Annotated in this window: 23 protein-coding genes; 9 read left to right on the top strand and 14 right to left on the bottom strand. The window is 41.9% G+C overall.

All coding sequences use genetic code 11. From position 1 onward, the window contains the following. Positions 1-64 precede the first annotated feature (64 nt). Positions 65-1087 (bottom strand): sterol desaturase family protein, encoded by a 1023-nt coding sequence (locus tag FFF34_009155; protein ID TSD67539.1) that lies wholly within the window; start codon positions 1085-1087, stop codon positions 65-67. A gap of 192 nt (positions 1088-1279) precedes the next feature. Between FFF34_009155 and FFF34_009150 the strand changes: the two genes are divergently transcribed. Beyond that, positions 1280-1906 (top strand): hypothetical protein, encoded by a 627-nt coding sequence (locus tag FFF34_009150; GenBank protein TSD67538.1) that lies wholly within the window; start codon positions 1280-1282, stop codon positions 1904-1906. Here the strand turns inward: FFF34_009150 and FFF34_009145 are convergent. Both FFF34_009145 and FFF34_009140 read right to left on the bottom strand, forming a co-directional pair. Beyond that, complete coding sequence (locus FFF34_009145; protein TSD67537.1) at positions 1890-2411, bottom strand: hypothetical protein; 522 nt, start codon at positions 2409-2411, stop codon at positions 1890-1892. The genes FFF34_009150 and FFF34_009145 overlap by 17 nt on opposite strands. A gap of 34 nt (positions 2412-2445) precedes the next feature. Beyond that, complete coding sequence (locus tag FFF34_009140; GenBank protein TSD67536.1) at positions 2446-3999, bottom strand: 2,3-bisphosphoglycerate-independent phosphoglycerate mutase; 1554 nt, start codon at positions 3997-3999, stop codon at positions 2446-2448. 61 nt (positions 4000-4060) lie between these two features. Here FFF34_009140 and FFF34_009135 point away from each other — a divergent pair, with 61 nt between their 5' ends. From FFF34_009135 to FFF34_009115, 5 genes are all read left to right on the top strand, one after another. Beyond that, on the top strand, positions 4061-4456 hold the full coding sequence (locus tag FFF34_009135; GenBank protein TSD67535.1) for a DUF4783 domain-containing protein: 396 nt from the start codon (positions 4061-4063) through the stop codon (positions 4454-4456). A gap of 44 nt (positions 4457-4500) precedes the next feature. Next, positions 4501-5349, top strand: coding sequence for a carboxylating nicotinate-nucleotide diphosphorylase (nadC, locus tag FFF34_009130; protein TSD67534.1), 849 nt, complete (start codon positions 4501-4503; stop codon positions 5347-5349). Between the two features lie 47 nt (positions 5350-5396). Continuing rightward, on the top strand, positions 5397-6050 hold the full coding sequence (gene plsY, locus FFF34_009125; protein TSD67533.1) for a glycerol-3-phosphate 1-O-acyltransferase PlsY: 654 nt from the start codon (positions 5397-5399) through the stop codon (positions 6048-6050). 2 nt (positions 6051-6052) lie between these two features. Continuing rightward, positions 6053-6856: a M48 family metallopeptidase gene (locus FFF34_009120; GenBank protein ID TSD67532.1), complete on the top strand. Its 804-nt coding sequence runs from the start codon at positions 6053-6055 to the stop codon at positions 6854-6856. A 113-nt stretch (positions 6857-6969) separates the two neighbouring features. Then, positions 6970-7716 (top strand): DUF2071 domain-containing protein, encoded by a 747-nt coding sequence (locus FFF34_009115; GenBank protein TSD67531.1) that lies wholly within the window; start codon positions 6970-6972, stop codon positions 7714-7716. Here the strand turns inward: FFF34_009115 and FFF34_009110 are convergent. The 4 genes from FFF34_009110 to FFF34_009095 all read right to left on the bottom strand — a co-directional run bounded on the left by FFF34_009110 (position 7670) and on the right by FFF34_009095 (position 13176). After that, positions 7670-8953, bottom strand: a complete 1284-nt coding sequence (locus FFF34_009110) for an anthranilate synthase component I family protein (protein TSD67530.1) — start codon at positions 8951-8953, stop codon at positions 7670-7672. The genes FFF34_009115 and FFF34_009110 overlap by 47 nt on opposite strands. A gap of 75 nt (positions 8954-9028) precedes the next feature. Next, positions 9029-10306, bottom strand: a complete 1278-nt coding sequence (locus FFF34_009105) for an adenylosuccinate synthase (GenBank protein ID TSD67529.1) — start codon at positions 10304-10306, stop codon at positions 9029-9031. Positions 10307-10359: 53 nt separating this feature from the next. Continuing rightward, positions 10360-10830 carry a transcriptional repressor gene (locus FFF34_009100; protein TSD67528.1) on the bottom strand — a complete coding sequence of 157 codons (471 nt, stop codon included), beginning with the start codon at positions 10828-10830 and terminating at the stop codon, positions 10360-10362. Positions 10831-10953: 123 nt separating this feature from the next. Continuing rightward, complete coding sequence (locus FFF34_009095; GenBank protein ID TSD67527.1) at positions 10954-13176, bottom strand: bifunctional (p)ppGpp synthetase/guanosine-3',5'-bis(diphosphate) 3'-pyrophosphohydrolase; 2223 nt, start codon at positions 13174-13176, stop codon at positions 10954-10956. A 109-nt stretch (positions 13177-13285) separates the two neighbouring features. Here FFF34_009095 and FFF34_009090 point away from each other — a divergent pair, with 109 nt between their 5' ends. Genes FFF34_009090 through bshB1 form a run of 3 tightly spaced genes read left to right on the top strand, consistent with a single transcriptional unit; the run spans position 13286 to position 15141 of the window. After that, complete coding sequence (locus FFF34_009090; protein TSD67526.1) at positions 13286-13903, top strand: DUF4294 domain-containing protein; 618 nt, start codon at positions 13286-13288, stop codon at positions 13901-13903. Positions 13904-13905: 2 nt separating this feature from the next. Continuing rightward, a complete protein-coding gene (locus FFF34_009085) occupies positions 13906-14409 on the top strand; it encodes a glutathione peroxidase (protein TSD67525.1) in 504 nt (167 codons plus the stop codon). Between the two features lie 9 nt (positions 14410-14418). After that, positions 14419-15141 carry a bacillithiol biosynthesis deacetylase BshB1 gene (gene bshB1, locus FFF34_009080; protein TSD67524.1) on the top strand — a complete coding sequence of 241 codons (723 nt, stop codon included), beginning with the start codon at positions 14419-14421 and terminating at the stop codon, positions 15139-15141. A gap of 238 nt (positions 15142-15379) precedes the next feature. Here the strand turns inward: bshB1 and FFF34_009075 are convergent, their stop codons facing one another. From FFF34_009075 to FFF34_009045, 7 genes are all read right to left on the bottom strand, one after another. Further along, positions 15380-15829, bottom strand: coding sequence for a hypothetical protein (locus FFF34_009075; GenBank protein TSD67523.1), 450 nt, complete (start codon positions 15827-15829; stop codon positions 15380-15382). Positions 15830-16054: 225 nt separating this feature from the next. Beyond that, complete coding sequence (locus FFF34_009070; GenBank protein ID TSD67522.1) at positions 16055-17386, bottom strand: L-lysine 6-transaminase; 1332 nt, start codon at positions 17384-17386, stop codon at positions 16055-16057. 327 nt (positions 17387-17713) lie between these two features. Next, on the bottom strand, positions 17714-19687 hold the full coding sequence (locus FFF34_009065; protein ID TSD67521.1) for an alpha-L-arabinofuranosidase: 1974 nt from the start codon (positions 19685-19687) through the stop codon (positions 17714-17716). Positions 19688-19927: 240 nt separating this feature from the next. Continuing rightward, the gene (locus FFF34_009060; protein ID TSD67520.1) at positions 19928-20281 is read right to left on the bottom strand and encodes an IS1595 family transposase; all 354 of its coding nucleotides are present in this window, start codon (positions 20279-20281) and stop codon (positions 19928-19930) included. Positions 20282-20378: 97 nt separating this feature from the next. Beyond that, positions 20379-20831 carry an IS1595 family transposase gene (locus tag FFF34_009055; protein TSD67519.1) on the bottom strand — a complete coding sequence of 151 codons (453 nt, stop codon included), beginning with the start codon at positions 20829-20831 and terminating at the stop codon, positions 20379-20381. A gap of 80 nt (positions 20832-20911) precedes the next feature. Next, on the bottom strand, positions 20912-21391 hold the full coding sequence (locus FFF34_009050) for a hypothetical protein (GenBank protein ID TSD67518.1): 480 nt from the start codon (positions 21389-21391) through the stop codon (positions 20912-20914). A 763-nt stretch (positions 21392-22154) separates the two neighbouring features. Then, entirely contained in the window at positions 22155-23039 is an 885-nt protein-coding gene (locus FFF34_009045; protein TSD68003.1) for a 1-aminocyclopropane-1-carboxylate deaminase/D-cysteine desulfhydrase, read from the bottom strand.

The raw sequence follows: 23039 nt of genomic DNA, 5'->3' as shown, positions 1-23039 counted from the left end.
GTCAGATGTGGTAATGTCTGTTGAAATCTGTACCCAATTAAATTTTAAACAGCTTATTGGTAACCTAAGAGTGGGCCATGCCAGTATCAGCATTTTTTTGATTTTCTAATTCTTCAAAGTATTTCTTGCGTACTACAGTAGTCATTTTATGGTCGCCGGTATGGCTCCAGCCGGGTGGCATAATAATGTAAAGTACTTTATTTTTAATACCCGGGGCTTTGTATACATCTTTAGCCAATGCTACAATCTCGCCAAAATAAGCATCCAAAAAGCTGTTTTTTATCATAGGGCGGCTAATACCATATTCAATAGGTATGCTGCGGTCTTCGGGGTGATAAGTGCCAAAAACCTTGTCCCATATATTCAACAGGTTGCAAAAGTTGGTGTCCATGTATATAATGTTACGCGCGTGGTGCACACGGTGGTGCGATGGCGTAAGCACAATATTATTTAAAAAGCCCAGCCGGCCATCCTCTATTATATTTTCCCCAACGTGTATCAGCGATCCCCAAAAGCCATCAACAAACATAATTACAAACAACATGGGTGGGTTTACACCCAATAAAAGGCATATGGTGGTGCGTATAAAATCGGCATAAGGCGCTTCTAAAAAGAAATGGGCATAGGTTACCGATAGGTTCATGCTTTCGGGCGCGTGGTGGGTAGAGTGCAGGCACCAAAGTATGCGCACTTTATGGGCCAGGTAATGGTATATAAAATGTGCAAATTCCCATATAACGTAGCCATAAATAAACCAGTACCACGTAAATGTGGTTTTAAAAAGCGCGAGGGGTAAAAACCATTTAATACATAAGCCTACCATGGCAATGGATATTACCCGCCCCACAAAGGCATTTAACACGTATGTGAAAAAGGATATTTTATAACTGATAACCTTAAACCGTTTATAAAATGCCGCCCGTATGATCTCGAAAAGCAGTACAAATGGTGTAACAGGTATCAGTATAGATACAATCCCTTCATAAGTGAGGAATTTACTATAATCGCCGGATTTGATGATATCTATAAAATTCCCCAGGCCCCAAAAGCCTGTAAAATCATCACTTATCGCTTTTAAAAAGTCCATTTCAAATTATACTTTGGTACACAATATAATGCCGCTTTATTATTAAACGCAATTAACTCAACAAAAGCATATTATACAATGCCGTTGCCCCATATGTGTATAACTTTAACAAATAAAAATTATTATTTGGCATAATAATTCGTTGTATTGTTAGTTAATACATTGTTAATTGTTACTTAGTATAAGTACTTAATGAGGCTGTCGGCTATAATCTCACTTATTATCTTCACATCCGTAGAATCTTCGTCGGCACAAAACGCTTATGTGCGTATGGGCCAGCAAGCCTTTATTGATGGTAATTTTAAAGCCGCTGTGCAACAGTTAGAAAAAGGGTGCCTGGTTGATTCGACCAACGCCAATGCTTACTGGATGCTGGGTTACTCATACTATCACAGCGAAAACTACCGCAAATCAATTGTAGCTTACACCAAAGTTATTTTTATAAACCCCGTTGATGCCACTGCTTATTATTACCGGGCACGGGCCAAAGGTTTTTTAGGTAAAGACAGCTTTTTATCGCCGCAGGAGCGCGAAAAATATTTGTTAGGGGCCATATTTGACCTTACAAAGGCCATAGCTATAGACCCTACCGAACAAAACAAAAGCTACCAAACACGCGGCATTGCTTACCGCGAATACGGCATATTTAAGCTACAACCCAACACACCTACTTACGATAGGGTACGCGGTATCAACTCGTTAAAAGCATCAATTGCCGATTTGCAAAAAGTGTTGAATGATAACCCTGGCCGGTCAGACATAGCCGCTTTAATAGACCTTTCAAAAGAAAAATTAGCTTCGGCTAACGGCCACCACTAATCAAGTCGCCTTTAACTACATAGTTATTGGCACCCATTACCTTTACTTGCTGCGTTTTTTCTATCAGGTAATTTAAATCTGGTTTATAGGTCAGTTTCTCAGTGGTTTTATACAGGATATTTTTTGCATCGTTCACTATATAAATAGATGTTACCTGTCCGTTTAGTTTGCTGATAGTTATTTGGCGGGTTTTAAGCTCGGGGTATTTGGCTTTGTAGCTAATGCCGGTTGCCGATGAATCTACTGTGTAGCTTAATTTCCAGGCAGGTTTGTTAATGTCCGATTCGGTAAACAGGTTTAGCTCTCGTGCCCAATTAGTAATATGTACCGTTTTACTTTCGGTAGCGCCATTATGCTCCACGTGTTTGTTTACCGGTGGGTTAAGCTTAGTTAAGCGGGCAGCTTCTTTTTTAAAGTATTCTTTCAGGTCAAAATATTTCAATTCTGCGCCTGTTTCCTTTATTTCGGGTTTATTGCAGGCGTATATGCCACATAAAAGCAGCAATACGCTTGTAATTGTTAAATACTTTGTAAACGGTTTATACCAATACATTGCCGGTCATTTCTGCAGGGATGGGTACGCCCAAAATTTGTAAAATGGTTGGTGCAATATCGCCCAATTTGCCATCTTTTACCTGCTTTACATCACTATCAATAACAATACATGGCACCAGGTTAGTGGTATGCGCAGTATTTGGCGATCCATCCTCGTTTATCATATAATCTGCGTTACCATGGTCGGCTATGATGATAAACGAATAACCATGTTGTAAACCGGTTTCAACAACTGCTTTGGTGCAGGCATCGGCAGTTTCGGCGGCTTTAACTACCGCGCTAAAAACACCTGTATGGCCCACCATATCGGTATTGGCAAAGTTTAAGCAAACAAAGTCGGGCCATTCGGCTTGCAGTTCGGGTATAATCGCATCGCGTATACCTTCGGCGCTCATTTCGGGCTGCAGGTCGTAGGTGGCTACTTTTGGCGAGGGTACTAAAAGGCGTTTCTCGTTTATAAACTCTTTTTCGCGTCCGCCCGAGAAGAAGAATGTAACGTGCGGATATTTCTCGGTTTCGGCAATACGTATCTGTTTTTTATCGGCTCCTTCTAACACTTCGCCAAGTGTTTTGCTCAGGTCATCCTTACGAAATACTACTTTTACGTTCTTAAAAGTTTCATCGTATGATGTCATGGTTACATAATGTACATCTAGCGGGTGCATATTATATTCCGGGAATTCCTTTTGGGTAAGTGCAAGCGATATCTCGCGGCCCCTGTCGGTACGGAAGTTAAAGCATATTACCACATCGCCGTTTTTAATAACCGCTACTGGCTTGCCTTCGGTATCAACCTTAACTATTGGCAATACAAATTCGTCTGTAACACCTTCATCATACGATTTTTGAATAGAGGCAATGATATCCTGCGATGCCTCGCCATCGCCGTTTACCATCAGATCATAAGCCTTTTTAACACGCTCCCAGCGGTTGTCGCGGTCCATAGCATAATACCGGCCAATAGCCGATGCCAGTATAGCGGGTGTATCGGCAATGTGCTGCTCCAGCTCGGTAATAAAATTGATCCCCGAGTTAGGGTCGGTATCGCGGCCATCTAAAAAGGCATGTATAAATACTTTTTGCAGGCCAAGGGCATTGGTAGTATCTACCAAGCCCTTTACGTGTTTAATGTGCGCATGCACGCCACCATCGCTTACAAGGCCTATAAGGTGAACATCTTTATTATTTGCTTTCGCGTAATTAAATGCTTCCAGCAGGGTTTCGTTCTGTAAAAATTCGTTATCAATAACGGCTTTGTTTATACGGCCAAGTTCCTGGTAAACCACACGGCCTGCACCCAGGTTCATGTGCCCTACTTCCGAGTTGCCCATTTGCCCTTCGGGCAAACCAACTGCCAGGCCCGATGCTTCCAATTTTGAATTTGGGTACTGTTTAAGCATCGCGTCAAAAAACGGTGTATTTGCTGCTACAATGGCGTTTGAACTATCATTACGGCCATATCCCCAGCCATCTAATATAATTAATGCTACTTTTTTTCTGTTTTCCACAATGCAAATATAAAAGCAACGTTTAAACATTGTATTTAATACACATTTATTTTTTATTGCAACTTTTTTTTAGTTTATTGGTCATATACTTATGATGAAGCTAAGATGTTTGCCGCTGCTGGTGCTGTTATTTATAGTGCCTTGTGTTGGTTTAGCCGGTCCAATTGAAAAAATAGCCGAGCTAATAAAGCAGGGGAATAGCCATGAACTGGCTAAATATTTTGCCAACAGTATAGATGTAAGCATATTAGACAACTCTAATAGTTACTCAAAAACCCAGGCCGAAATAATACTGGAAAAGTTTTTTAAAGAAAACAAGCCCAATGCGGTTAAACTGTTGCACCGTATCAACTCAAGCACCACCTATAATTTTGGTGTATTGATACTAACTACCGATAAAGGAAAATACCGCATATCCTACACGCTGAAAGAAGTGGATAAGACCATGCAGCTAATAGAGCTGCGTATTGAGAGCGAAAAAACCTAATTAATCGTCAATTGTTCTTACTTTTGAAACTCAAAAATAAAGGTTTGGACAAAGAATTAATACACCGTTTTATAATTGATGCTTTAAATGAAGATGTTGGCGATGGAGACCACACATCATTAGCCACTATTGAAGCAGGCACACAAGGCAAAGCAAAACTTTTAGTAAAAGATACCGGCATATTAGCAGGCGTTGAGCTTGCTGCCGAGATTTTTTATATTGTTGACCCCAGCTTAAAACTAACCGTTTTTTTACAGGACGGCGCCGAAGTAAAGCCCAAAGATGTTGCATTTGAAGTGGAAGGCGATGCCCGTAACATTTTAACGGCCGAACGCCTGGTACTAAATTGTATGCAGCGCATGAGTGGCATTGCCACCAAAACCAACCAGATAGCCGATCTTTTACAAGGCACTAACGCTAAGGTTTTAGATACCCGCAAAACCACCCCGGGCGTGCGCTATTTAGAGAAATGGGCGGTGCGCATAGGCGGCGGTACCAACCACCGTTTTGGTTTGTATGATATGATACTGATCAAAGATAACCACGTAGATTACTCGGGCGGTATAAGGCGCGCTATAGAAAATGCTAATAATTATCTGAAAGAAACAAACAAAAAGCTGGCAATTGAGATTGAAGTAAGAAACCTTGACGAATTGGAACAAGTTTTACAAACCGGCCATGTAAACCGCATTTTACTGGATAACTTTAATTTTAGCGACCTAAAGCAGGCCGTAAACATAATTGAAGGCAGATATATTACCGAAGCATCGGGAGGTATAACTATTGATAATATAAGAGACTACGCCGATTGTGGTGTAGATTATATATCAGTAGGGGCGCTTACCCACTCCGTAAAAAGTTTGGATCTCAGTTTAAAAGCTGTTAAATTATAATGATATATTGCGGTAGTATAACATCAATTTAATAATATTGCAGGCAGATGCTATCAATCTACTCGATTTCAGCGCTTATTCTGGCTTATCTTTTTGGATCTATACCCACGGCTGTATGGATAGGGCAGGCGTTTTATAACATTGATGTACGCGAATATGGCAGCGGCAATGCCGGTGCTACCAATACATTCAGGGTTTTAGGTAAAAAGGCAGGCATACCCGTTATGCTGCTGGATATTTTAAAAGGGTGGACCGCCACCAACCTTGCCTATGTTATAGGTGTATCTACCACCGGTGCGTACCATTCAGTTGCTTTTACTAACTACGAACTTGCACTGGGTATAGCCGCTGTAATGGGCCATTTGTTCCCGGTGTTTGCCGGCTTTAGGGGCGGTAAAGGCATTGCAACACTTTTTGGAATGATATTGGCTATTAACCTGCCGGCTGCTTTACTTTGCGTGCTGGTATTTATTGTAACCTTGTTAATTACGCGCTATGTATCATTAAGTTCAATATTGGCTGGTTTTACTTATCCTATCGGTGTAACATTTATATTCCCGGTGTATATTAAATCAGTCATAATATACGGTATGTGCATATGTGTATTAATATTAGTTACTCATCAAAAAAATATCGAACGCTTATTAAAAGGTAAAGAGTCAAAAGTTAACTTATTTAAAAAGAAAAACAGCCTGACTTAACCATGAAAAAACTTAGACCAATTTTGGCAACTGCAATAATTGCAATTGCCTTGTATGCCTGTTCAACTGTGCCGCTTACCGGCCGCTCGCAATTAAGCTTAGTAAGCGACGATCAAATTAACCCTGCAGCCGCACAGGCCTACCGCGAACTTTTATCAGATCCTAAAACAACTGTTATTACCAATACTTCCGATGCGCAACGTGTAAAAACTATTGGTAACAGGCTTGCTGTAGCTATAGAAAGTTATTTAAAAGCTAACGGTTATTCCGATCAATACAATTTTGCATGGGAATTTAACCTGATACAAAGTAAAGAAGTAAACGCTTGGTGTATGCCGGGTGGTAAAGTGGCTGTATACAGCGGTATATTGCCTATAACCCAAACAGATGCCGGTTTAGCCACTGTTATGGGCCACGAAATTGGCCACGCTATAGCACACCACTCTGCCGAAGCCATGTCGCAACAACTGGCTATACAAGCTGGCGGTACCGCTATTGGTGCAGCTACAGGTAGTAAATCTGCCGCTACACAAGCCGCTATAAGCACATTATATGGTGTTGGCGGGCAATTGGCCACTTTAAAATATTCGAGAGATAAAGAAAATGAAGCCGACCGTTTAGGCTTAACCTTTATGGCAATGGCAGGTTACGACCCGCACTTAGCCGTAACTTTCTGGCAGCGTATGGCGGCACAAGGGAAAAATTCTACCCCCGAGTTTTTAAGTACACACCCTGCCGATGCTACCCGTATAGCCAACATACAAAAGCTGATACCCGAAGCAATGAAATATTACAAGGGTAAATAATACATTGTCGTTTTAAAACATTTACACGAAGGCTGCCTGATCATTCAAGGCAGCCTTTTTAATTTATTCGGTGAATTCGAACTATTTGCTGAAATTTGCTTTTTCAAATATATATGGCTGCAAAATCGCGCTTTTTAACTGCCCAATGGAAAAACCTGATAATGCTTAATTATGAGGTTGACCCCGAAATATTAAAACCTTACTTACCCGCCGCCACCGAAATTGACCTGTGGGAGGGCAAGGCATTGGTTAGTATGGTAGGCTTTTTATTTAAAGAGACAAGCGTACTGGGCGTTAAATGGCCTTTCCATGTGAATTTTGAAGAGGTGAACCTGCGCTTTTATGTACGCCATTTTGATGGTAAGGAATGGAAACGCGGAGCTGTATTTGTAAGCGAGATAGTGCCTAAAAGCATAATTGTATTTATAGCCAATAACCTGTATAAAGAGCATTACCGTGCCCTGCCCATGCGGCACAGCATCACAAAGGATGGCACAAACCATACCCGGTTTTTATACGAATGGAAAGTAAACGGTAAATGGAGCAAACTTGGCGCAACAGTGCGCAACAGCCTGGCCAACATACAACCCGGCAGCCCCGAGGAATTTATTTTTGAGCATTACTGGGGCTATAACCGCCTTACCGACTATAAAACCATGCAATACCAGGTAGAACATATTAGCTGGCAAATAGCCGAGGTTACAGATTATGTATTTGAGGCCGATATTGCCGAATTATATGGCGACGCTTTTGTGCCCTATCTTACTAAGAAACCGGTATCAGCCTTTTGGGCAAACGGATCGGATATTGCGGTTAGGATTGCGGATAAGCTGCTGCTTGACCCAGTACTTCCAGGATAGCCTTTGCTTTTAACAGGCATTCGTCGTATTCTTTTTCGGCATCAGCGTGGTAGGTAATGGCACTGCCCACATGAAACGACAGGTATTTTTTTGTTGAATTATAAAGCAAAGTCCGTATCACCACATTGAAATCAAAATCATCATCTGGACTGAAATAACCCACAGCGCCGGCATATACACCGCGTTTGCTGTTTTCATATTGTTCCATCAGTTTCATAGCGCTTATTTTTGGGGCTCCTGTCATGCTGCCCATCGGGAAGGTGTTTTTTATCGCTTCTACGGCACTAACATCCTCCCTTAGCTCGCACACTACTGTTGAAACCATTTGATGTACCTGCGTAAAGCTATGTATGTTAAACAGGTCTTCGGTTTTTACTGTGCCCGATTTTGCCGAGTGGGTAAGGTCGTTACGCACCAGGTCTACTATCATCACATTTTCTTGTAATTCTTTTGGATGGTTGCGTAACTCGTTTTTTAATTGTTCATCAGTTTGGTGGTCGCTATCCCGGCGGGCTGTACCCTTTATAGGCTGCGATATTAGTTTAATGCCGCGCTTAGCCAAAAAGCGTTCGGGCGATGCGCACATAATATAGTTGCCCTGCCATTTAAAAAAGGTAGAGAAGGGGTTGGGCGACAAGCTATTTAATTTTTGGTAAATAGATAGGGCGTCTACCTCTGCATCAGCTGCAAAAAACTCGTGGCAAAAATTGGTTACATAAATATCGCCCCTAACTATATGGTCTTTTATTTTTTCTACCGCGTCTATATAATCTGCCTTTTTAAATCGGGGGTGTAGTTTGATGTTTGATGGTTGGTTGTCAATTACAAGTTCTGTTGCATTGATAGTTTCGTATACATCATCCGCAAGGTTGCCTGTTATGTGGGCTATTCCATCTTTTATGCTGATTACAATCTCCGGTGCAAAAAAGTACAGATCCGGAAAGTTAAGATGGTCCGCATTGTTTGATTGCAGGTGTTCCGTTTCGTTCTTAAGATCATAACCAAAAAAGCCGGCTATCCAGCCCGGGTTTTTAGCGCGAAAAGCGTCCAGTTGTTCAAAGGCATTACCCGCGTTAACAATAAGCTCGGCGGTGGAGTTAACGGCTATCAACGTATCAAACTTACCATATGGGTCGGTAAAGTTGTTGCTATCCAGGTAGCAGGCAGTATCAAAACCGGCGGCCCAATTGAGCGCTTTTTGCTTAAATAAATCTACATCTGTTAGCTTAATGATCACCTGGCAAAAATAGCTTTTAAATACAAAAGGCCCTGTATTATCGGAGCCTTTTTATAGTTTGATATCAGTATTACATTAGTGCAATACCAGGGTTTGTTTCCTGTCTGGCCCTACAGATAACCATTTTATTGGTACATTCAATTCCTTCTCCAGGTAATCGATGTATGATTGTAGTCGCTCCGGTATCTCATTCAGTTTCGTAATACCTGTTAGATCTTCATTCCAGCCATCAATTTCTTTTAGCACAGGGTGCGCATCTACAGAACATATATCATATGGCATGTAGTCTATTTCTTCGCCTAAATAATTATAGTGGGTGCAGGCATATATTTTATTAAATCCGCTTAATACATCTGCTTTTGTCATTACCAGTTGGGTAACGCCGTTAAGCATTATAGCGTATTTTAAAGCCGGCAGATCGATCCATCCGGTACGGCGTGGCCTGCCTGTGGTTGCACCAAATTCGTGCCCTATACGGCGTAATTCTTCGCCTGTTTCATCATTCAATTCAGTAGGGAAGGGGCCGCCGCCTACGCGTGTGCAGTAAGCTTTAAATATGCCTATCACATCGCCAATTTGGCTTGGGGCAATACCTAAACCAGTACATGCGCCTGCTGCAGTAGTGTTTGACGAAGTTACAAACGGATATGAACCAAAGTCGATATCCAGCATGGCGCCTTGTGCACCTTCGGCCAATACTTTTTTACCGCTTTTTATATAATCATTAACCAAATGCTCGGAATCAATCAGCGGGAATTGTTTAATAAACTCCACAGCTTCAAAAAACAATTCTTCACGCTCGCTAAAATCGGCAACTTCGCCATACATGGCCTGCAGCATTGATGTATGTTTATCAACCAGTTTTTGGTAACGGTCTTTAAAGTCGGGCAAGGTAATATCGCCTATACGCAAGCCGTTACGGCCGGTTTTGTCCATATAAGTTGGGCCAATACCCTTTAATGTCGATCCTATTTTGCCATCGCCCATCTTTTTTTCAGAGGCGGCATCAAGCAACTGATGGGTTGGTAAAATAAGGTGAGCCTTTTTGGCTATCATCAAATTCTTTTTGGCTAAAAGGTCGTGCCCGGCATCTTTTAGCTTATCAATTTCTTTTTTTAGGGTGATAGGGTCTATTACAACACCGTTACCTATAAGGTTCATGGTGTTATCAAAAAATATACCTGATGGTATAGTGTTCAATACAAACTTTTTACCTTCAAACTCTAAGGTGTGGCCGGCATTTGGGCCGCCCTGAAAACGGGCTATAAGGTCGTACCCTGCGCTTAATACATCAACAATTTTACCTTTACCTTCATCGCCCCACTGGAGGCCTAATAATACGTCAACAGCCATTAAATATATCTTTTGTTGTAATAAGTGTTAAAATGATTTTTGGTGGTTATTAATTACGATACCTTTCTATCGCAGAAACCCTCTCGTAGTTTGGTGCAGTTACCATACAGGTTTAACGAGTGGTGCTTTATTTCGAATTTTAAAATATCGCCCATCATACTTTGTATCTGCTGTATTCGCGGGTCACAAAACTCAACTACTTTACCGCAATCAATGCAAATAATGTGGTCGTGCTGTTTATAGCCGTATGATTTTTCGAACTGGGCCATGTTTTTGCCAAACTGGTGTTTGGTTACCAAATCGCACGATACTAAAAGTTCGAGGGTGTTGTAAACCGTAGCGCGGCTTACGCGGTATTTCTTATTCTTCATGTGGATGTATAACGATTCCACATCAAAATGATCGCTTCTTGAATATATTTCTTCAAGTATGGCAAAACGCTCAGGGGTCTTCCTCAGGCTTTTGTTTTCGAGGTAGGCCTCAAAAATCTTTTTTACCAATGCAATGGTTTCCTGTACAGGCATAAAATTGAATTACCACCAAAGGTATTAATTTTTTTTAGTTAGTTGTTCAGGTTTATTGTTTGATTATGTTCATTTTTCACAATAACCCCTCACCATATCAGCTTAATTAAGCATTCATTTCGCTTACGACGCCTTCTCGATAGCCGAATCAAAACGGGTAACGCCGGTGATGCCTTTTACCAGTTTTAGATTTTTTATCAGGTTTTCAAGGTGCTCAGTATCATTAACATACACCATAAGCGATCCTTCAAAAATGCCGTTATCGCTATCAACTGTAATTGAGCGGATATTCACCTTAAAATCCTGCGAAATAACGGTGGTAAGCTTATTTATTAAACCAACATCGTCAATACCGGTAATGCGCAGGCCGGTTAAAAAGGCTAGTTCCTGTTGGTTGGTCCAACGGGCCTTTACAATACGGTAGCCATAATTAGCCATAAGCTTTGCAGCGTTAGGGCAGTTGGTGCGGTGTATTTTTATGCCATCGCTAACGGTTACAAAACCAAATACATCATCACCGGGGATAGGGTTGCAGCAGTTAGCCAGCTTGTAATCAATTTTTTGCAGGTCCTCGCCAAAAAGCAAAACATCACTGTCTTTGGTTTTTATATTGCGTACAAGGCTTTGCAGCTGCTCGTTCTCTATTTTGTCCTGCGGTTTGTTCTCAATTACTTTCTCCGAAGCCTGGTATTCCTTCAGGTCCTTCATATCAAGCAGGCCCTTAGCCACGTTGTAAAACAAGTCCTGGGTTGATGGTAGCTTAAAGAAATAGCTAAGCTTATGTATGTTTTCGGAGTTATAAGTGATCTTTAACGATTTCAGTTTCCGTTCAAGTATTTCTTTACCATCCTCGGCAACCTTGCGTTTTTCTTCTTTTAAGGCCGATTTAATTTTGGCTTTTGCCTTAGCGGTTACCACAAAGTTTAGCCAATCTTCTTTAGGGCTTTGCTTGCTCGAGGTAATTATTTCTACCTGGTCGCCGTTTTGCAGCTTATAGCTTAGCGGTACCAGTTTGTGGTTTACTTTGGCACCAATACAGCTTGCGCCTACATCGGTATGTATCTCAAAAGCAAAATCAAGCGCAGTGGCATTTAATGGTAACTGTATCAGCGCGCCTTTTGGCGTAAAAATGAATATCTCATCGCTAAACAGGTTCATTTTAAAATCATCCAGGAAGTCGAGCGCGTTAGAATCGGGGTTTTTAAGCATATCCCGTACTTTTTGCACCCAAAGGTCGAGCCCGCTATCGGTAGACGATTCTTTGTATTTCCAGTGTGCGGCAAAGCCTTTTTCGGCGATCTCATTCATGCGTTTGGTGCGTATCTGCACCTCAACCCATTGGCCGCGCGGGCCCATTACCGTGGTATGTAACGATTCGTAACCATTGGCCTTGGGCGATGATATCCAATCGCGTAGCCTGTCGGGGTTTGGCCTGTACTGGTCGGTTACTATCGAATAGGCTTTCCAGCAGTCGGCTTTTTCGTTCTCCGGCGTGCTGTCTAATATAATCCGGATAGCAAAAAGATCGTACACCTCCTCAAAGGGTATCGACTTTTTCTTCATCTTGTTCCATATAGAGTGGATAGATTTTGGCCTGCCGAATATATCGGCATGCAGATCCTGACCCTCCATCATTTTTTTTACCGGCTCTATAAAATCATGAATAAACTTCTCGCGTTCGGCCTTTTTTTCGTTCAGCTTTTTTTTGATGAACGAGTAGGTTTCGCGCTCCATGTACTTCATAGACAGGTCTTCCAGCTCAGATTTTATGGCGTATAAACCCAGGCGGTGCGCCAGCGGCGCATACAGATACACCGTTTCTGACGATAGTTTAAGCTGCTTATCGCGCGGCATAAACTCCATTGTACGCATGTTGTGCAGCCTGTCGGCCAGTTTTATCAGTATCACCCTTACATCATCGGCAAGGGTAAGCAGCATTTTACGAAAGTTTTCGGCCTGTAACGAGCTATTGGTATCAAATACGCCGGATATTTTGGTTAAACCGTCAATTATTTTGGCAACTTTTTTGCCAAATTCCATCTCAATATCTTCCAGCGTAACATCAGTATCCTCAACAACATCGTGCAGTAGGGCACATACAATTGAAGTAGTACCCAGGCCAATTTCTTCGGCAGCTATTTGGGCAACGGCAATAGGGTGGTATATATAAGGCTCGCCGCTTTTGCGGCGCATATCTTTGTGGCTTTCCAGCGCCATATCAAAAGCCTTGCGTATCATGCGTTTATCGCCTTTTTGCAAGGTAGATTTGCTGGCACGCAATAACGCCCGATATCTTTTTAGTATCTCGTTCTTCTCGGCTTCCAGGTCAATCACTAAATCTTTCATGTATCAGCGTGTGTTGTACGTACTATCATAAACCTGCAAGAAAATTTATTATTGCAGGTTATTATAAAATAACAAAATAAAATGCGTTAATTTTGTATCAAGTAAAAATATGAAATTTATTGTTTCTATAGTTTTGTTTTGTTGTGTATTAACTGTGGCCAAAGCCCAGGACGAACAGCCTGCAAAACCAGTTATATTAGGCAAAAATGATACCGTAAAAACTTACATGACAAAGTTAGACGGCGAGTTGGTACCCTGGATAGTTTTACATGAGATCACTATTCGCGATAGCCGCATATTTGCATCGGCGCAGGATAGGGCCAACTTTAACCGATTGCGTTACAATGTATTAAAGGTATTGCCTTATGCAAAATTCGCTGCTCAGCGCTATACCAAATTACAGCGCGACCTTGCCCTTACCGGCGATAAGAAGAAACAAAAGGAACTGATAAAAGGTTGCGAAACCGAGATAAAGACCATTTTTAATAAAGAGGTTAAAAACCTTACCATTACTCAGGGCGAGATTTTGATCAAACTCATCAGCCGCGAAACGGATGTTACTACCTATTCGATGGTGAAAGAGTTAAAGGGTGGTTTTAAAGCCTTTGTATTTCAATCAGTTGCCGGTTTATTTGGGCACAATCTTAAAGAAACATACGACCGCAATGAACAGCGCGATATTGAAACTATCCTGCAGGATGCAGGTTATAGTTCCAATTATAATTGATAATGGACGATAGAAGTATTTATCGCTTTAATGTTGACAAACTCGACGGCGACACCATCAGCCTGGCTGACTATAAAAACAAGGTTTTATTAATAGTAAACACCGCATCGCAATGTGGGTTTACCCCCCAGCTAAAAGACCTTGCCGACCTTAAAACAGAGTTTGCTGACCAGGATTTTGAGATACTGGCCTTCCCATCAAATGATTTTGGTGGGCAGGAACCGCTTGACGGACAAGCAATTGGAATTTTTTGTACAGATAATGGCAGCAATTACCCTGTATTTGATAAGATACGTGTACGCGGCCCTTATGCCCACCCGCTTTACAAATTTTTGATAGATAAAAAAGAGAACGGGGTGCTTAACTCGACCCCCCGATGGAACTTTCATAAGTACCTAATAGACAAAAATGGCAAGGTAGCCGACTTTTTTTACCCCTTTACCAAGCCTACATCATCCAAAATACGAAAGAAGATACAGCGCTTGCTTGCTTCTGATAATCAATAGTTTATATTTATGAAATTAGATATTTTAGTTTTGCCAGTGCACCCCGATGATGCCGAACTGGGCTGCGCGGGTGTTTTGTTAAAGCATATAGCCATGGGCCATAAGGTGGGTATTGCCGACCTTACCCGGGGCGAGTTAGGCACCCGTGGTACCGCCGAAATACGCGATAAAGAAGCTGCCCGATCTGCCGAGATACTGGGTGTACATGTGCGCGAGAACCTGGAACTGCCCGATGGTTTCTTTGAAAACACCAAAGAATACCAGCTAAAAGTGATTGCTGCCATACGTAAATATCAACCCGAAATTGTGATAACCAACGCCTATCACGACCGCCACCCCGACCATGGCCGGGCAAGCGAATTGGTTGAAACCTCGGCTTTCCTATCTGGCTTGCGTCGGATAGAGACATTGGATAACAATGAGTTACAAACTGAATGGCGCCCAAAACAGGTGCTGCATTTTATACAAGATAGGTATATAGAGCCTGATATTATTGTAGATATAACCGATTATTGGGACAAAAAAGTAGAGAGTGTTTATGCTTTCGGATCGCAGTTTCATAACCCCGATTGGAACCCGGACGAGCCGCAAACCTACATCTCATCGCCGGAATTTATACAGGTGGTAGAGGGCCGTGCGCGCGAATTCGGCAAAAGCATCAACGTAAAATATGGTGAAGGTTTTACCTCGCGGAAGATTTTAGGAGTAGATAATTTGTTCCACCTGTTGTAGAAGTGCTATTACAGGTTCCGCTATAAACTATTCCATATTTTTGCGAATTATTCGTTATTTTTCGTTTTAATTCGTTTTAATTGTTCCGCGCCTGTTAACTAATATAGAATAATATTTGACAATTCCTACATAAATTTTAACTATCGCCAAATCCACCTGCCGTTTTGACACTTTTGTTTGACGCCGGATAAAACACTTAATAACAAAAAGGCCGCTCAATTCAAGCGGCCTTTTTGTTTTAAACCCCAACGTATTCGAAGCGGTTGTTCTCGTTACTTCTTTCGCGCTTTAGCCTGTTTTCTTTTGCCAGTTTTAGCAAAATGCCCGATAGCTCTGAAGTTTTAAAATCAGAGTCGAATTTTTCTTTGCAGTACTCGGCTATGGATGATATAGAGTGCGGTGTCTTAAAATAATCGCTGTTTAGCAGTTGGTTTAAAACCTTGGTAGCACCGGGCTTTTTACGCCCCGGTATTGATTCCCTGCTTTCGCTGCTTCCCATTTCCGAACCGTTTTTGCGGCCTCGTTTATTGAAAATATCAGATCCTTCCGTATCCACCTTCTCAACTTCCATAATCTCGTCTAAAAGCCTGTCAACAACTCTAACTTGCACAGCTTCAGACTGGAAAGAATTTACAACTTCAGCAATCTCTGAAAGTTGTTTTTTCAATTTTTCAATTTGTCTGTTCATTCTTTTTTGGTATCCGTGTTTTTATATAATTATAGTTTGGCAACAAAACATACTTAGGGTATATGCAATGTTACGTGTGGTATTTGCTACATCTATAACTTAATATATTATAATAACGTAAAGTTGCGATTATAGTATTTTTATAAATAAAAAAAGCACCTGTTTATTTTAAACAGGTGCCTGTAGCAATATTATTACATTTTAATTATTAAATGAACGTCAATTTTAAAGATTAGGCAATATTTTTTCGAGCATGTTTATTCCTTCATCAATATGATGCTCTTCCATAATAAGTGCGGGCCTAAAACGGATGCTTTGATCGCCGCAGCCCAGGTACATAATATTATTTTGCAGCCCCATACTTATAAACTTATTGCGCATTGCTGTAGTAGGGAAATCAAAGGCGGTTATTAAACCCTTACCGCGCACGTTGCTCACTTTGTCGTTTTTGGCAGCAACAGCCTTTAGCCTGTTTTGCAGATATTCGCCGGTTTTAGCGGCTTTTTCGCAAAGATGGTCCTCTTCTATGATCTCCATTATCTTGGCCGACCTTACCATATCTACCAGGCTACCACCCCAGGTAGAGTTGATGCGCGACGATACTTTAAACACATTGTTTTCTACCTCGTCTACCTTGTTGCCTACCAGTATGCCGCAAACCTGCATTTTTTTACCAAAGGCCAAAATATCCGGCCTTGCCTTTTCGCCAAAATGCTGGTGGCACCAAAACTTACCGCTAAGGCCAACGCCGGTTTGCACCTCGTCGTATATCAACATGGCTTCATTCTCGTCGGCAAGCAGGCGCAGCTGCTCTAAAAACTCGCGGCGCACGTGCTTATCACCACCTTCCGATTGTATAGGCTCTATAATAATAGCGCATACATCATCCTTATTATCTGCAAAAGCTTGTTTTATTTGGGCTATAGAACGGGCCTCGCGCATTAGCAGGTCGTTCATATTGGCTTCAGTAAGCGGGAAGTGTATCTCTGGTACCGATACCCTTGGCCAATCAAACTTGGCAAACCATTTGGTTTTAACCGGCTGTGTATTTGTTAAGCTTAAGGTATAGCCCGAGCGGCCATGAAAAGCGTGCTCAAAGTGTATCACTTTAAAGCCCTTTTCGGCTGTAATGCCTTTGGCAAAGTTTTTTTGCACTTTCCAGTCCATGGCTACTTTTAGCGCGTTTTCTATAGCCAGGCTGCCGCCTGCAATAAAAAAGGCGTGGGGCAGGTAATCGGGTATGCCTACACGGGCAAACGTATCAACAAACTGGGCGTATTGCTCGGTATAAATGTCGGAGTTGGATGGGTTGGTTAATGCCGCCAGCATCAGGTTTTTTTTGAAAACCTCATCATTTAGCATTTTGGGGTGATTATAACCTAATGGCACCGATGCAAAGCAGGTAAAAAAATCAAGCAGGGTAGCGTTGTATTTCGAATCGTAGATATGAACGCCCTGGCTTTTCTCCATATCAAAGGTCAGATCGAAACCGTCTGCCAGGATATGTTTGCTTAAAGTGGCCTGAACGTTTTGTGGGGTTACCGGCGTAGTGCTCATAAATGGTTCTAATTTAGTATGCACCAAATCTAACAAAAAGGCCTCAAAAACAATAATTTAAAGGTTTTTGAACCGATTGCCCAAAAAGTAACTTTAAATTAACTAAAGTTGGTTTTTGTACCGAACGCACATTTGGTATGCCATATTTTTGATGTACAGATGTGCAGAGATGTGCGGAAGATGTGCAGATTTCGAATTAATATGCCGTCAATTTGAAGGTATCTCCTCTCCCGAAAGTAATGGCGCTAATATTTTCAATCAGTTCAAAGTTAGCGCCATTACTTTAAAGAGGGGAATCGCACAATTGATATTATCATCCCCGAAATTCTACTTATTCTTCAACCTGATTATTTTAAACGTATTAGCCTCCACATTAACGTTTACCAATTTTTCACTTACCGTCATGGTGCTTTGTACCGGGCTTATTGCTGTTGGGTTATCAAGGGAGTTTTCGTCGCTGCCTTTTTCGCTGTGCAGGGTTATCACGGCAGCTTTTTTCTGGTAATTGCCGCCGTTTATTTTAAAGCTTACGTTTTGCGCTGTAGCAGCGGTGTTTACAAATTTGATAATTAGCTCGTTGGTGTTTTTATCCAGGCTGGCGGTGGCATAACAACCATCCTGCCCGGCAACCGAGTTGTTGCCCAGCATCAGGGGAACTACATCGGTACCTTTATATAACGAGAACAATTGCTGTACATAGTAGTTTGGCGTTCCGTAGCTTTTTAGGTTATCAAACCAGATCAAGTCGGGTGTCCATTGCCAGCCGTCTACATGGGCAAAAAGCGGTGCGTATGAGGCCATGTTTACCACATCGGCATTACGCTCAAGGCCGGTCATAAAGGCTGCTTCGGCAAGGGCGCATTCCCAGTTATTTTTATTTAAGGGGCTGCCGGTTTGTACGCTTTGCGCGGCATATTCGCCGGCAAATATTTTTGGCCCTTTGCGGTCGTAATTATCGTAACGGCGTGCATTATCCCTAAACCATTTTGGCGATGCATAATAATGCTCGTCTAATATATCGGCGCCCAGGCTACGGAAGGTTTTATTCAATAAATCAAATTCCGGGCCTTTTGGAAAGGGGCCCAATGCCGATACTATTTTTACATCCGGGTATTTAGCTTTTATGGCTTTGGTAAATATCTTCCACCTGTCTATATATTGCGGTCCCCATTGCTCGTTACCTACACCAATCAGTTTCAGGTTAAATGGAGCCGGGTGGCCAAGGTCGGTACGCAGTTTACCCCAGGTGGTAGTTGTATCGCCATTGGCAAATTCAATCAAATCAAGCGCATCCTGCAAATAAGGGTCAAGCTTATCTAAGGGCACCATTTCGGATGTGTTAAACTCGCAGGCCATCCCGCAATTCAATATAGGTAGCGGCGATGCGCCAATATCTTCGGCAGTCATAAAATACTCCATAAAGCCAAGGCCAAAGGTTTGGTAATAATCAGGCGCGGGGCGGTGCGCAAATTCTGTGTTCCAGCGGTTAATGATGTTGGTACGGTTATCAATATCGCCGATACTTTTTTTCCATTGATAGCGGGTATTCAATTCGCGCCCTTCAACAATACATCCGCCCGGAAAGCGCAGGAAACCCGGTTTAATATCAGCAAGTTTTTGCACCAGGTCGGCTCGCAAACCTCCAGGGCGGTTTTTCCAGGTATGTTCGGGAAACAGCGAGATCATATCCATGTCGATAACGCCTTTGCCACTTAGCCAAACGTAAACCTTCGCTTTTTTAGCGGTGGCAGATGCCGTAAATTTTACGCTGTAACGGTTCCATTCCTTATCGGGGGCATTCAGTTCGGCTTTACCTATAATGGCATCGTTATCGCCATGCAATTCTATATTAAGCTTTACGTTGCCTTCGCCACCTTGCCGGGCCATTACCGAAAAGCTGTATGTCTCGCCTTCTTTAATACCGGTTCCGCCACGAAAACCTTCATTTTCAAGGCCGAATGATCCTGTTTCCGATGTTACGTAGGCTTTTATAAAGTGAGCGTTTTCGGGCCTTTCTGTAGCGCGGTTAATTACTTCTACCCTGCCATCACCGCCATCTTTTTTATGTTCTTCCCAGGCCATCATCGGCATGTTAAACTCAAACGAACGGTTTTTTATTAATTCGGCATACACACCGCCATCGGCACCCTGGTTAATATCTTCAAAAAAGATACCGTACATGGTTTTTTGTATAGGTGTTTTAATTTTATCGGCCTGTATGGTATAAACCCTGGGCGTTTGCGCCTGTGCCGATAAAAGCATACCTGCGCCGCAAATAGTTAAAAAAGTTTTCCTAATCATTGATGGTTGTATTGGCACACTAAAACTACAAAAAATATTAATAAGTGTAATTTTAACAATTATTGTTTTTATTTTGATTTCTCAATGGGTGCTGTCATGTTTCCGCTCCGTTGACTCACCCCGACATCACTACGTTCGTCGACCCTCTCTCCGCTTTGCGGAAAGAGGGTGAACTCCCATTATACTACCGGGCGTCATTGCGAAGAAAGATATCTTCCTTCTTGAGAGAGTAATAGCCCATCATATGACAGATGGTGTTAAACTTCTGTTGAGAAGCAGGTTGAAATTTGACTTATTATCTCTGTGGTTATATTTAAATGTAAATTCGTTTAGATAGGCTTGAAGGTGCTTAATTGAAACCTTATGATATTGGCCATAAATGCCTCGCTTAAGTAGTGTCCAAAAACCTTCAAGGGTATTTGTATGATATTCACCACGCACGTACTCTTCTTTTTCTTTGTTCAACACCTGGTGTTCTTTATACTGTTTATCAAGGCCCGAATATCCACCAAATCCATCAGTTACCAAACGAGCCTCCTTACTTACCGTTTGCTCAATGATGGGTTTTATAGTCTTGCCGTGTGTTTTTTTCAAGTACCTCCAGCTTTATTCTTCCCGATCGCTCTAACAAACCGATTACTGCTTTTTTGTGCTGCATCCCAGTGAAATTTAAGCCGCTTTCGCGCCTTTCCTACCGCCTTTGCTTAGAATGATTTCGCTGGGCACCACCTATATAAGTTTCGTCTACCTCTACGATTCCCTTAAAAAGATCACTATCATCACCCTCTTGCATAGCTTTCCTTATACGCATTTGCAGATACCAGGCAGTTTTGCGGTTAACCCCGATATCTCTGCCTAATTGTAATGTCGATAATCCTTTCTTAGCATTCAACATTAGGCTGATAGCTAAGAACCATTTAAACAAAGGCAGCTTCGTATCTTCAAAAATTGTCCCTACTGAAACACTATAACTGCTATTACAATTATTGCATTGATGGCGGTAGGTGTCTTTTCGATGACTGCTCTGTTTACTATTACAATAAGGACATTGAGGCTCTCCCTGCCATCGTAGTTCCTCCAAATGCTGAATACAAGTTCCCTGACTTGAAAACTTTGTAAATACTTCGCTTACATTCATTTGCATAAATATACAAAAAAAATCTGTCTACTCATGGGCTATTACTCTCTTGAGAGGGTAAACTATATATCAGTTGGGACAAAGATTTAGGGCATCCTATCTAAACCAGAAAACTTAAATTTTCCTGCGATCTTCTCAAATATAAATGCAAATTGATAGCCAGGCTCCGACTTACTTGTAAACCAAATCTGAAACTGTGTCGGATATTTTATCTTCATATCTTTATCTTTTATAGAACTGTATACGGCGAGATGATATTTGTCTGTAAGAATAATTCTACGACAGCTCGGAAACATTTCCTTAAAAAAAAGGCCTAACAGTTTATCTGGCGAGGTTAATGAGTTGCAATTAGGGTCGATAGGCATCAACATACATTTCCCGGAAACTATCTTGGATGAAAGCAATTTTAAAGCATTGATGTCCTTACTGAATAATTCTTTTTTGAATACATTCCATGCTTTAATTAATTCGATAGAGTCTCTTTGGCTTATATTATCGTTTCCACCTTGTGCAATAGATTTTATGGATACTATTAACAATAATGCAATAAAGATGAGTTTTTTCATATTTAAGTCACTTGTGGCCTAAATATAATCATTATTTACTTTTCTTGCCCTTTGCCTTTTCAGGCGGTTTCCCTAAAAACGAAGCCTTAATCACTTCATCAAAAGTACCGTGTATTTTTAACTCACTTTTCTCGTACTTTTCAGGACAATAGTTGACCCACCTTGTGGATGTGGTGGCTTATTATATGTTTTTGTATATTCGATAAACCTTATCAACATGATTGAAGAAACAGAAGAACGTAAAGCAGAAAAAGCACAAGCTTTAAAAGACATGCGTAAGCATGGATTATTATTTATAATTGGTGCTTCTATAGTTTATTTACTTTCCCATTTCTATTATAAAATATTCTAAACTTTCCTTGTCCCAACTCATATATAGTTACCCTTGAGAGGGGGCAGGGGTGTGTTAGTCAGTTATGCCTCTGCGCCGTTGACTCACCCCGACATCACTGCGTTCGTCGACCCTCTCTTTGCTGCGCACAAAGAGGGTTAAATATAACGAGGATTAAAAAAGAGCTTTTCACCCTCGTTCCGCTTGCGGAGAGAGGGTCGAACAGCGAAGCGCATTCGGGGTGAGTCGACTCGCCAACTATACATCCCGCACGTCATTGCGGTCCGTTGGCTAACGGAGTGTCAATCGTCTAATACTCATATATACTTTTCTATCGAATATTGCTTCGTGCCTCGCAATGACGTATGGGATATGCAAGTTGCCAATCTGCATATCTGAAATCTGCACATTTGCATATCTGAATCTGCACATCTACAGAAACTTCTCTTTCATCCCTAACAACCCCCAAATACCGCCGCTGTGTATGGCCAGTATGGTGCTGCCGGGGGCAAAGTGGCCCTTGGCGGCCAGGTGGTAAATGGCATAAAGCATTTTGCCGGTGTATATAGGTTCTATCAGTATGCCCGTGTCGGCTACAAAGGTTTTGATGAATTGGATCAATTCGGGCGTGGTTTTGCCATAACCGCCAAAGTGGTATTGGGTGTGCAGGCTGTAATTGGCCGGGGCGGTTAAATAGCGGTCTATTTCGGCCCTTATAAATTCGCCGTTTTTAAATACAGGTACAGCGTTAAAATGTGTGCTTAGCTGTTGGGCAGTTATTCCGTTAATAATGCCGGCCGCGGTAGTACCAGTGCCCGATGCGCAAAAAATATGGTCATACACCTGGGGCAGTTCCTCTACCAATTCGCTGCAACCTTTGGCACCCTCGGGCGATGATCCGCCTTCGTCAATAAAAAAAGCTTTTGTGTCATCGGCAGAAAACTGCTTAAACAATGCGGGTTTATCGCGGTAGCTGTCCCTGTCGGTAAATAGCAATTGCATGCCATGCAGGCGGCATAAAAATAAGGTGTCGTTTTGCACCTCTTCGCCACGCACAATACCGGTAGTTTTAAAGCCAAACTGCGCGGCAGCGGCTGCGGTAGCCAGTAAATGGTTAGAGTATGCCCCGCCAAAAGTAATTAGGTGGGTTTTGCCCAGACTTTGTGCCTGTAGTAAAGTGTATTTAAGCTTGCGCCATTTATTGCCCGATATAATGGGGTGTATCAGGTCGTCGCGCTTTATAAAAAACTTCAGCCCCTTATCAGCAAATAGTTTGTTGGTTATTTGCTGTACGGGGCTGAAGATATCTATATGCAG

This window comes from Inquilinus sp. KBS0705, assembly GCA_005938025.2.
GTDB lineage: Bacteria > Bacteroidota > Bacteroidia > Sphingobacteriales > Sphingobacteriaceae > Mucilaginibacter.
Note: the sequence above shows the minus strand (reverse complement) of the source record. Positions and strands in the feature narration are given on the sequence as shown.